The sequence below is a fragment of the Chamaesiphon sp. VAR_69_metabat_338 genome (assembly GCF_031423935.1).
Classification (GTDB): Bacteria; Cyanobacteriota; Cyanobacteriia; order Cyanobacteriales; family Chamaesiphonaceae; genus Chamaesiphon.
In genome coordinates this window covers 1-11,153 of record NZ_JANPGM010000123.1, presented here as the reverse complement: position 1 = coordinate 11,153, position 11,153 = coordinate 1, and the positions used below count along the sequence as shown (strand labels likewise).

14 protein-coding genes are annotated in these 11,153 nt (G+C 45.7%); 5 read left to right on the top strand and 9 right to left on the bottom strand.

From position 1 onward, the window contains the following. Nucleotides 1-1,613: M1 family metallopeptidase (locus RMO84_RS03590; RefSeq protein WP_310487086.1), on the bottom strand; the 1,613-nt coding region annotated here is incomplete at its 3' end. Nucleotides 1,614-1,663: 50 nt separating this feature from the next. On the opposite strand from RMO84_RS03590, the gene RMO84_RS03585 reads away from it, so the two are divergent. The 3 genes from RMO84_RS03585 to RMO84_RS03575 are packed head-to-tail and all read left to right on the top strand — an operon-like array spanning nucleotide 1,664 to nucleotide 2,460. Beyond that, nucleotides 1,664-1,987 (top strand): DUF433 domain-containing protein, encoded by a 324-nt coding sequence (locus RMO84_RS03585; RefSeq protein WP_310487085.1) that lies wholly within the window; start codon nucleotides 1,664-1,666, stop codon nucleotides 1,985-1,987. Between the two features lie 33 nt (nucleotides 1,988-2,020). Continuing rightward, a complete protein-coding gene (locus tag RMO84_RS03580) occupies nucleotides 2,021-2,272 on the top strand; it encodes a type II toxin-antitoxin system HicA family toxin (protein WP_310487084.1) in 252 nt (83 codons plus the stop codon). After that, nucleotides 2,272-2,460: a type II toxin-antitoxin system HicB family antitoxin gene (locus RMO84_RS03575; RefSeq protein ID WP_310487081.1), complete on the top strand. Its 189-nt coding sequence runs from the start codon at nucleotides 2,272-2,274 to the stop codon at nucleotides 2,458-2,460. Before RMO84_RS03580 ends, RMO84_RS03575 begins: the two co-directional genes overlap by 1 nt. Nucleotides 2,461-2,623: 163 nt before the next feature. On the opposite strand, the gene RMO84_RS03570 is transcribed toward RMO84_RS03575, so the two are convergent. The 3 genes from RMO84_RS03570 to recG form a co-directional block, all read right to left on the bottom strand. Continuing rightward, nucleotides 2,624-3,010 (bottom strand): type II toxin-antitoxin system VapC family toxin, encoded by a 387-nt coding sequence (locus tag RMO84_RS03570; protein ID WP_310487080.1) that lies wholly within the window; start codon nucleotides 3,008-3,010, stop codon nucleotides 2,624-2,626. Beyond that, entirely contained in the window at nucleotides 3,007-3,261 is a 255-nt protein-coding gene (locus RMO84_RS03565) for a type II toxin-antitoxin system Phd/YefM family antitoxin (protein WP_310487078.1), read from the bottom strand. Before RMO84_RS03565 ends, RMO84_RS03570 begins: the two co-directional genes overlap by 4 nt. 92 nt (nucleotides 3,262-3,353) lie before the next feature. Then, nucleotides 3,354-5,864: an ATP-dependent DNA helicase RecG gene (gene recG / locus RMO84_RS03560; RefSeq protein WP_310487076.1), complete on the bottom strand. Its 2,511-nt coding sequence runs from the start codon at nucleotides 5,862-5,864 to the stop codon at nucleotides 3,354-3,356. 165 nt (nucleotides 5,865-6,029) lie between these two features. Between recG and RMO84_RS03555 the strand changes: the two genes are divergently transcribed. Beyond that, a complete protein-coding gene (locus RMO84_RS03555) occupies nucleotides 6,030-6,719 on the top strand; it encodes a hypothetical protein (RefSeq protein WP_310487074.1) in 690 nt (229 codons plus the stop codon). A 129-nt stretch (nucleotides 6,720-6,848) separates the two neighbouring features. On the opposite strand, the gene RMO84_RS03550 is transcribed toward RMO84_RS03555, so the two are convergent. Beyond that, nucleotides 6,849-7,754 carry a hypothetical protein gene (locus RMO84_RS03550; protein WP_310487073.1) on the bottom strand — a complete coding sequence of 302 codons (906 nt, stop codon included), beginning with the start codon at nucleotides 7,752-7,754 and terminating at the stop codon, nucleotides 6,849-6,851. Between the two features lie 305 nt (nucleotides 7,755-8,059). On the opposite strand from RMO84_RS03550, the gene rlmN reads away from it, so the two are divergent. After that, nucleotides 8,060-9,109, top strand: coding sequence for a 23S rRNA (adenine(2503)-C(2))-methyltransferase RlmN (gene rlmN / locus RMO84_RS03545; protein WP_310487071.1), 1,050 nt, complete (start codon nucleotides 8,060-8,062; stop codon nucleotides 9,107-9,109). Nucleotides 9,110-9,245: 136 nt separating this feature from the next. Here the strand turns inward: rlmN and RMO84_RS03540 are convergent, their stop codons facing one another. The 4 genes from RMO84_RS03540 to sppA all read right to left on the bottom strand — a co-directional run bounded on the left by RMO84_RS03540 (nucleotide 9,246) and on the right by sppA (nucleotide 11,151). Beyond that, complete coding sequence (locus RMO84_RS03540; protein ID WP_396135763.1) at nucleotides 9,246-9,494, bottom strand: DUF4926 domain-containing protein; 249 nt, start codon at nucleotides 9,492-9,494, stop codon at nucleotides 9,246-9,248. Nucleotides 9,495-9,513: 19 nt separating this feature from the next. Then, on the bottom strand, nucleotides 9,514-9,849 hold the full coding sequence (locus tag RMO84_RS21280; RefSeq protein ID WP_396135762.1) for a DUF6883 domain-containing protein: 336 nt from the start codon (nucleotides 9,847-9,849) through the stop codon (nucleotides 9,514-9,516). Between the two features lie 63 nt (nucleotides 9,850-9,912). Next, a complete protein-coding gene (gene aroH, locus RMO84_RS03530; protein ID WP_396135761.1) occupies nucleotides 9,913-10,290 on the bottom strand; it encodes a chorismate mutase in 378 nt (125 codons plus the stop codon). 39 nt (nucleotides 10,291-10,329) lie between these two features. Then, nucleotides 10,330-11,151, bottom strand: a complete 822-nt coding sequence (gene sppA, locus RMO84_RS03525; RefSeq protein ID WP_310487065.1) for a signal peptide peptidase SppA — start codon at nucleotides 11,149-11,151, stop codon at nucleotides 10,330-10,332. Between the last annotated feature and the right edge of the window lie 2 nt (nucleotides 11,152-11,153).

Sequence of the window (11,153 nt, the reverse complement as noted above, 5' to 3'; positions counted from 1 at the left end):
CTGATAAAATCGGGTTTAGTTTCGAGGGGGAAGTAGAGGACTTGCTCTTTTTCATAGACGCGAATTTTGGTAACTTTTACATCTGTTACGCCATCTTTAACATAACCGAACCCGATCGGAATTTTGAGATCGAATAGATCGTTTATGAGTGTATGTACGCCCTCTTTGGCTTGCGTTTGCGTAACCGTTAGTTTGGCTAAATTACTATCCCCATCCCAACTATAGGCAACCTTATAATCTGGATGTCCGCCGCGATAGACATATTGATCGAAGAGGAAGGCTAAATTCCGTCCGGTGGCTTTATCGATCGCGCGCAAAACATCGATCGTTTCGACAGTTTTATGAGCGTTGTCATTGACAAAAGTATGAATAAATCGATCGAATAATTCGTCGCCCAGTTCTGTCCGAATCATGTGATAGACGCAGGCACCCTTTTCGTATAAATGGCGATCGTATAACTCGATCGCTTCTCGATAGATATTCGTGACGATCGGACGACGGTAGCGATCGCTATCTTCACTCAAATAACTTTGCGCTTCACCGAGTAAATAATAAGCGGCTTCATCTTTGTCATATTCATGTTCAGTCCACAATACCTCGCAGTAGGAAGCCATCCCTTCCTTGATCCAGGCGTGCGACCAATGCTTGATGACAACTAGATCGCCGAACCATTGGTGTGCCAGTTCATGAGCGACTAAACTTTCGGTGAAAAAGTTATCTAAAGCTGCCCGTTTATCTAGCAAACACCGATCCATTAACAACGTCGTTGAAGTATTTTCCATCCCCCCAAAGATGAAATCAGCGACGCAAACTTGGGCGTATTTAGGATATGGGTAAGCATAACCAAACTTCTCGCTGAAGAACTCAATCATCCGAGGAGTTTTCCCCATACTTAACTCTGCCGATTCTTCCAGTCCTTTTTCGACATAATAAGTAACTGGCTTACCATTCCAACTCGCGGCAATTTCGCTAAATCTGCCGACTGCTAATGTCATCAAATATGTCGGATGAATCTCTTTTTGCATCCATTGATAAACCCGATCTTCACCGAAGACAGTCTGCTCGACTAATTCACCATTAGAAATCGCGACAAAATCCTTCGGTACCTGCACCCGAATTGCTGAAGTTGCGAGTTGTCCGGGATAGTCAAAACAGGGAAACCAAAACCGCGAATCTTCATCCTCACCCTGCGTCCATACCTGGGTAGGTTTATCGGGATAATGTTCGTCGGGATGGATAAAATACATCCCCCGTTGGGGTTTATTTACGCCATAATCAATGACCAGATCCAAGATTTTACCAGCGGTAACATCGACCTTCACGGGAATATGTAATAATTCCCCATCATAATTAAACTCACATTCGGTACCGTCAATTTGAACCCGATCGATCTTCAGATCCACCGCATCGAGCGTCAAAGACTCAATATTACTCCGCACCGGATTGAGCCGAATCGCACAAGTACCGTGAAAACTCGAATTGGGAATGTCCAGCACCAAATCTAGACTGATATGCTCGACCTGTCCGGGTCGATCGGGATTATAATGAGGGCGCGAACCAGGTAGTTGAAAGGATTTGTGTCCGTTACTCTCATCGAGATGGCTGTAAGGCATAATAAAATCTATAATCCTCTAGTTTGGATATCTAAGGCTTATCTTAAATTATGACGCTCCAAGACTTAGAATCCCAATTGCTCGCCCTGACACCCGCCGAAAAAGAGCGCGTCATCCAATTATTGACGCATAGTTTGGTGAGTACCCAGCCAGAAATTGCCCTACCCCCAGAAATTAGCGGCGGTGAAGCTTTCATCGCCAATACCCAGATTGCCATCTGGGAGCTAGTCAACGCCCAAGATCTCGGCTGTAGCGATCGAGATATCCTTCAGATGTATCCCCAGCTTACCCAGAGCGATTTAGATACAGCCTGGGAGTATGCAGACGCTCATCCTGAAGAGATTATGCTGGCTCTACAATCGATCGATGAATGATTCCTAGTTTTTAAAAACAGATCGTAGCAATATATGGGCAAACGAGAAAAACTCATCGAGCGACTGACTAATAGTCCTCAGAATGCTACTTTTGCCGATATTCGCAACCTACTAGAATACGAAGGATTTTATCTCGATCGAGTTACCGATAGTCACCATGTTTTTATATATTCAGATACAATTTTTGCAGTTCCCGTTCGGAACGATAAATTAAAAGCACTCTATGTAGAAAAAATTCTAGAATTAATCGCATCAGCAGATCCAGAACTAGAGGAAGATGACTAATGCCATATGAAATCGTAACTTACCCCTGCGCAGAAGGCGGCTTTGTTGCTGAGATTCCGGCATTGAAAGGCTGTATGGCTCAAGGAGAAACTTTAGATGAAGTTCTAGCGGAGTTGAATATTGTGACCGATCTATGGTTGGAGATAGCCGAAAAATACGGACAGAATTTACTCGATCGCGATCGATAGAAGCTCTGAGAAACTAGTTTAGACTATGACTCTCCAAGACGTAGATCGTAACTTCAGTCTCGATCGAGTGATGGCACGATTGGCAGATCGGAGCTATATTCCTGCGCATTTATCTATGTCTAATATCTGAATTACACGCTCCATATCAAATCATTGGATTTAGTTACCAAATCACATCAACATCATACTGAACGATGAGACGATCGATCGTTAAAACAGGCATCCCAACTACTTGACTCTGAGCGATAATGATTCGATCGAAAGGATCTCGATGTAGATCTGGTAATTTAGCTACTTGTATAACATGAGCCAATTCAATTCCTAAAACCTCAAATCTATTGTCAGTAACTCTCGATGTAATATAAGTACCTACTTCTTCAGGTATATTCAGTTTACCAGTATTGACTTTAATGATGATTTCCCATGCACTAGCTACGCTGAAAAATATTTTGCTGTCTGGATTAGCAATAAATTCCTTGGCATTCTGAAATAATTGTGGCGCATCAGTAACCCACCAAATAAATGCATGAGTATCTAACAAAGCATTCATATCTGTGGCTCCGACGGATTTAAGAAACCATCTAAAATATCTGATGGTAAAGGCTCGTTAAAATCAGCAGACATAGTTACACGTCCTTTGTCTTGTCCAGGGACGCGAGGCATTTTAGCGTTAGACATTGGGCTAATTCGAGCGATGACAATGCCAGCTTCAGAAATTAATACTTCTTCTCCAGTTTTGATCTGTTGGATTAGTTCTAAAAAGTGGTTGTTTGCTTCTGGAAGGGTAATATTTATAGTCATCGTCTAAACTCTCTGGTCATTTTATACTTAATTGTATCTAGTTCGGATGTAATCTGCCATTGTCGATTTCAGTGCCTCTAATACCTTGATATTTAAGTTAGAATACTTCCTCCCATCAGTTTTTGAAAACGATAATCTAACTCTGATTTTAATAGTGGCGACTGACTCAGATCTTTATCCTGTAAAATGACTTTCTCGGCGGCATCTCGCGCGATCGATAGTACTTCCCCATCCTCTGCTAAACTGGCTAAAGCAAAATCTGCCATCCCCGATTGACGGGTGCCTAATACTTGCCCAGGACCGCGTAATTGCATATCCATCTCGGAAATCCAGAAACCATCTTGGGATTGTTCTAGCACTTGTAACCGTTGTTTAGCGTTGCTCGAAGTACTACCGCTCATCAGTAGGCAGTAGGAGCGATGTGCGCCCCGTCCGACGCGTCCGCGTAATTGGTGGAGTTGAGATAAGCCGAACCGTTCGGCGTTTTCAATCAACATTACAGTTGCATTGGGGACGTCTACGCCGACTTCAATGACGGTGGTGGAGACGATAATTTGGGTGACATTATCGCGAAATGCACTCAGCGCAGCGTCTTTATCTGCTGAAGCCATCCGTCCGTGGAGCAAGCCGACTTGATACTGGGGGAAAACTTCGGTAGCTAACCGTTCGTGTTCCTCGGTGGCGGCGCGGAGATCGAGTTTTTCGGACTCTTCGACGAGGGGGAGGACGACGTATACTTGTCGCCCCAAGGCGATTTCGCGATGCATGAGTTCGTAGACTTGGCTGCGCTGGCGACTATTGACGGCGTTAGTTTGAATCGGCTGTCTTCCGGCTGGTAATTCGTCGATCTGGCTGACGTCTAAATCGCCGTGGAGGGTCAAGGCGAGGGTGCGGGGGATGGGTGTAGCCGTCATGGTGAGAACGTGGGGCTGGGAGCCTTTTTGCTGTAATTTGGCGCGTTGGAAGACCCCGAAGCGATGTTGTTCGTCGATGACGACTAAGCCGAGGTTGCGGAAATTAACTTTATCTTGAATTAAAGCATGTGTGCCGACCGCGATCGATAGTTCGCCCGTTTCTAGTTCGCTGTAGATTTTGCGGCGTTTGGCAGCTTTGGTGGAGCCAGTGAGCAGTTCGACTGGTAAATGCAAGAGATTGAACCAGCCGACGAGTTTGCGATAATGTTGCTCGGCGAGTACTTCTGTCGGAGCCATAAGTGCAGTTTGATAACCCGACTGAATCGCGGCGAGAATTGCCATCACGGCAACGACAGTTTTGCCCGAACCGACATCACCTTGCACCAACCGATTCATCGGTGCGGTTTGCTGGAGATCTGCGAGAATTTCACTCACGACTCGCTGTTGAGCGGTGGTGAGTTGAAAGGGTAACATCTCCCTAAACTTGTCGATTAATGCGCCCGTGGGGGTAATTATTGCTTGAGTATGTACCTGTCGCAACAGATGACGGCGTTGGAGGAAGCCTAATTGCAGATAGAAAAATTCATCAAAAATCAATCGCCGTCGTGCTGCTTCTTTGGCATCGCTATCTTCGGGGAAGTGGATATTTTGAATTGATGTCACCAAATCCACCAAGCCATATTGTTCGCGTACGACTGTGGGCAAAGGATCGGTTAATTTGCTCGCCGCTGGCAACACTGTCACGACGGCTTCGCGGACTGTATCTGCCGAGATGCCTTCAATTAGTGGGTAAACAGGCAGCACGCGACCGATTTTGAGTGAAGAAACACTCGCATCGGCATCGGCTAAGACTTCTATTTCGGGATTATCTAAATTGATGCCATATTTACCCTGCTTGACTAATCCCGATGCGGCAATCCAACTGCCGACGGGATATTTACGTTTTAAGGATTCTTGCCAGCCGCGACTGCTATAGCGCGTCCCGGCATAAAAGCGGCTGATTTTGAGTTGTCCGGTTTCGTCTTTGATGGTGAGTTCTAAGACGTTGAGTTTTTTGTTTTTGGGACTGGTAAAGAAGTTGATTTTACGGACGATACCGACTAAAGTTACTGTCGTTCCTGGCTCTAATTCGATGATGTTTATCTGCTTGGCATAATCGATATAATCGCGCGGATAGTAATACAAAACATCCTTAACGGTTAATAATCCCAATCTCGCTAAAATTTCAGCTTTACGGATGCCAATTTTGGGAATATCTCGGAGATAGCGATCGAGTGTTAAGGTCGGATCGTTATGCGTTGTGGTAATTGTTGCTGGTGAAACCTTAGGAATTGCTGGCGATCTAGTTGGGATTATTTGAGGACGATCTTCACTAACTGTCGCTGAATTTGATGATGCTCGATCGATTTGGGTATTGGCAACTTGTTGGGCGATCGTCAGAAATTGACTGGCTTTAGTAATTAATACTTTCCGTTCGGTTAGCGTCAAATCGTGATATTTGGCAAATTCAAAGGCTAATTCGCGCCAATGTTGGCGATCTTTAAAACTAGTATGTATTGGTGGTTTGCCAAAACTCAAACACAAAAATTCACCGAAGCGATATTGTTGTCCGACTAAATCGGTATAACCATATTGTGCTTCGATCGCTAAAGCTTTCTGAATTCGCAACCAGTCGGGTTCGTCGGACATCGATTCTAAATAAACTTAATAACTAAAAATTGATGAAAACAGCCTCTTGACTAGCTTGAAGTCGATTGTCAAAGAGAATATGTGTTTATATTAAAAAATATTGCAGTTTTACCTAGATAGTGTTTTGCTAACATAATCGCTTTTAAAAATATACCTCTATCTTTTATGTCTTTCAACCAACCATCGCAACCGATCGCGCCATTCCAGCTATTAGGTGACTCCCTGTCACAGGTTGCTCCAGTTTACGTACCATTACTGATTATAGCTAGCCCTGCGCTCTTGATTAATATCGCCCAGAACGTTTTACCGATCGGGGTATCATCTGTGCTGACGCTCGGGTATTCGGTAGGAGTGCTGCCAATTCTGACTGGAACTTCTATTTATTTTATCTATCGATATCTCAAGCAGGGAACAGCCGATTTAAGCGGTGCTGTTAATAAAGCTCTCAGCCAGAGCGGACAGTTAATTTTAGGCAACTTTCTGTATGTTTTAGCGGTTATCGTCGGTTTTATTTGTTTGATTCTTCCTGGCATTTATTTGTCAGTGAGATGGGGATTTTTACTCTATGCAATCGTCTCACAAAACTGCTCGGCGATCGATGGATTCAAATATAGTTCTGAGTTAGTCAAAGGTCGCTGGTGGCGAGTTTTTGGTTCGATGTTAGCGATAATTCCAATTCTACTACCAGTCATGTTTATTGCTGGGATTGCCGGTGCGATATTTGCCCGTCAACCGCTCATCATGGCGATTATTTCGAGTATCGTAGGAATTCTAGCCGCACCACCAATTGGCATGTATTATGTCAAGCTTTTCATGAGATTGCAGGAAACTGCCAATGTGCCAGAGTCAGTTTAGATCCACCTCATTATCTAGCTCAATTGAGCGGCGATTACCTCCAGTAGGCTACGCCAACGAACATCAAGATTACTACAATGAGTCGATCGATCTCTAGTGAATCTACACCTCGATCGAGATTATCGATCGTTAATTCTCAAACCAACTATTTCGCCAAGCTGATTCAGCTTCGGCGATTTTTAATTCTTGTTGTTTCTTGAAATATTCACGTTTTAATGTGCTAACTTTATTGGCTAGTCGCTCGATATTTTTGCGCAAACCCAAGACATTGACATCTGCAAATTCAACTTCTGTCAATCTCAGATAGAGACTATGAATCTGGACGATTTGCGGATACTCATCTGGCTCTTCGAGGCTAGTTTCGTCGCCCATCCAAGCCGACTGCTCGGTACCATTCGCCGCAGCAGATCTGGCTGCTAATGGCGCGTCGCTCTGCTGCTCGGAGATGTCTTGCTCGATCGAAATACTTAATAAATTAGGCACATCGATCGTGTTTTCTCCCTGTCGATCTGCTTCGGGACTTGCTTCCAAAATTGGCTTAGGAATATCAGCAGGCATAACCCGGGCTTGTTGCAAGAGGAGATTTACTTTATAAGAAATTTCCTTCAAACTATGAGCTAGTTCTTCCTCCAAATTTTGTTGCCAAGTCGATAGGGATGTGGGCGTGGCAAACCAATCATTCGGCATCATGGAGATCGAAGTTAATTCGCCGGTTGGTTCATCATCATTCTCATCTTGAGTCGCGCTTTGCCGTGCCGGTTCGACATGTACCATTAAGGCAGCGATCGCATTACCAATTACGCGTTGCAATGTTTTGAGTAATTGCGATCGCTGATTGTAATTTAGTTTTAAAAAAGCATCAGGATAGCAAGTCGTACACAAATGATAGCAACTCTGAATTGACTGTTGCTTGAGTGTGGGCGAGAGGGCAGTAAAATAACTCTGGTAAGCAGTAGTCAGTTCTGTGCCGAGTTCGCTACTAACCTTTTTGAGGTAAATTAAATCTTGTCCGACTTGTTCGATCGATCTAGCCATGTTAGGGGATAGGGGATAGGGGATAGGGGATAGGGAGCAATTAACTAGTTACAACTAAATATAGGGAAATGCCATAAGATGGACTATGAAGATTCAGGTGAGAACATCATTTAACGATCGAGCGTTGAGAAACTAGTCAGAGCAGCAGTAGCGATCCTCAAAATTCACCCCACATCGATCGGCTATTCGGTTAAAATGATGTTCCGAGTCACAGACGATCGCACCTGCTTGCTGGTCGATCTATCTTCACCGATATTACTATTTAACCAAGTTCCCTACCTCCTGCGATCGTCACCCTCAAAAACATGTCTGTCACTACTTTAGATCCCAATCCTCACAGCACGATTACGCCATTATTAGGCTTGAGTTTAGCAGAATTGACCACCTGGGTGCAGGAGCAAGGACAGCCAGCTTATCGCGGGAAACAGTTATATCAATGGATTTACCAGCAGGGTGCTAAATCCTTAGCCGATATTACCGTGTTTTCCAAACAATGGCGAGAAAGTGTCAAGGAGACGCCGATCGGTCGATCGACGATCCATCATCGAGCAGTCTCCAGCGATGGGGCAATTAAATACTTACTCCAGCTTCAAGATGGCCAAATCGTCGAAGCTGTTGGCATTCCCACGTCGAAACGGTTGACAGTGTGCGTATCGTCGCAAGTCGGCTGTGCGATGGCTTGTACCTTCTGCGCGACGGGTAAAGGCGGATTTACCCGCCATCTCTATCCCCATGAAATTATCGATCAAGTATTGACAGTGCAAGAAGATTTTCAGGAGCGCGTCAGTCATGTCGTGTTTATGGGCATGGGCGAACCTCTGGCTAATCTGAGCAATGTCGTCACAGCGGTAAAATGTATCAACAAAGACATCGGCATTTCCCAGCGATCGATTACTGTTTCAACAGTAGGCATTCCTGGTAAAATCCACGAACTCGCCGAACACGAACTCCAAGTCACCCTGGCTGTCAGTCTCCACGCACCGACTCAAAGGCTCCGCACCAAATTAGTCCCCACCGCCGAACATTATCCGATCGACGATTTGCTCGATGAGTGTCGCGATTACGTCCGGATCACGGGGCGACGGTTGAGTGTCGAATACATCCTCCTCGCTGGCGTCAACGACGATCCCGCCCAGGCTGCCGAATTAGCCACCAAATTACGCGGTTTCCAAACTCACGTCAATCTGATTCCCTATAATCCGATCGAAGATGCCGATTTCGACAGGCCTACACCCAGAGATATCAAAGACTTTGTCGATGTCCTCGAACGCCAGCATATCGCCGTCAGCGTCCGTTATTCCAAAGGTTTAGGTGCCAGTGCTGCTTGCGGGCAATTACGGGCAAATCGGGTGTAGGCTTTAGGCGATAAGACGCTGAGCGTCTTATCGAACCCAGTTGAGATCTTTGTCTAACGCCCCCAATCACCCGCGATAGGCAAACTCACATCGACAATTTTTCGCTAGTCGGCGTGCATTGGGATTCTTATGCAGTTTATGCCGTAGCCATAGCAGCTTCGATCTTAGGCAATGACGGCTCAAAATGCAAAACCATTATCTGTTCTGGCCGTAGCCCCAATGACTCATAAACACGACCATCTCGATCGCTAAATTCCACTTCAAATGCTGCGCCATCCGCCAAAATCTCGACTACAGTTCCAACCTGGCCGCGCCACAAATTATCCGGCGGTAGGTCAGCGGTCAACGCGACGACATCGAGTAAATTAATTGAATCAGTGTTAATCATGCTGATTACCACCTCACTAAAGAGGGTAGCAGGTTGTCATTTTAGGGATCTCGGAACCAGGCTCGATAATCCAACCACTCCGAAGCGTTGCCTCTCTATTCTGCCATGAAATCTCAAAATCCAGGGTGTACCGCTGCCCAAAGTCATCTTGCCGACCGAGCTTAACTTCATGATTCTTAACAATATCCAGCAGGATTTGGCGAAGTTCCTCCGCGTTATCCACAGTCATGCCCAGGGTGGCTGCGAACAGTCTTGCCTTATGCTTACCGTCTCTGTGCTCAGGATTGAGGCAGTAATCGCGTAGTTTGCGAATATCGACTACTGCATTTTCTGCATATGGTAGTAAATTTATTCTAGTATTCTCCCTCTCTTGAATACCACATTTAACTTTTGAGAAATAAATCGCTTTAAAAGCCTAACTCACCAAACTGCGATCGGGGCGTAAATTACTCGCGCCACGGAGATAGGGATGATAAACCTTCGCATCGGCGGGGAGATGGGCGTGAATTAGAAAGCGGATGCAGCGAGGGAGGCTGCCTTCGACGTGCATTTGTTGCACGTCCATGAGGGCGACATCTTGCCAGTTGGGGTAAATCCGGCGCGCGATGGCGGCGGGGAAGACGGCATCTAAATCCTTGGTAGCAGTAAAAATGACGCTGATGATGCGATCGGGATCGATCCGATTGCGAAACTCTAATTCTTGTAACAGTTCGGTGACAGCACTATAGATCGCGCCTTCCGTATTTTCGCTCGCTGTCGTCGCCCCACGAATTGCTCTCATCTGCCACTCCACGCCATCACCCTCCGCAAATTTCTATATAGATTACGCCATTTAGGGACGATATAACCATAAAGGTTGTCCGCTAGTGCTTAATTCAAATTGTACCCAGTCTACAGCCGATACTACTGTTGCGAACTCAGAAACTTGATTTTGTAATATTCTACTCAATAAAGGCTTCCGTTCTTCGATCGTTTGTAGCTTGGCTTTTTGGGGATCTAATCCGGCTAATTCTGCCGCCCACAGCCGCGCATCTTCCTCCGATCCCAGTCGATCGACCACCCCAAATTCTACCGCTTGTTCGCCCGTAAAAATCCGTCCGTCTGCAAAAGTTCGCACCGTTGCGGGATCGAGATGGCGAGATTCGGCCACAGTCTGGACGAATTGCTCGTAAGTACTATCGATGAGAGTTTGGAGAATTTGTTCCTCCGGTGCGGTTAACTCGCGATCGAATGACAAAATATCTTTATAAGGCCCCGATTTAATGACCTTAAACGAAACACCCACGCGATCGAGTAACTTCTCCAGATTATTACCGCGCAGAATCACCCCGATACTGCCCGTGAGCGTGCCGGGATTGGCCACAATGTGCGGCGCACCCATCCCGATGTAGACACCCCCTGAAGCCGAAATATTGCCATAACTAGCGACAATTTTGACCTTCGATTGCAGGCGTTGGAGTGCCTGATAAATTTCATAGGAATCGCCGACGGTACCACCAGGACTATCGATCCGCAGTAATAAAGCAGGATACTTGCGCTCCTCAACTTCTTTGAGTGCCTTCAACACGGCTTTTCGCGTACTACTACCGATCGCCCCAGCAATCTCAATTCGCGCAATTTGTTTAGTAGCTTTTTGATTAAACGGCCAGAACATAA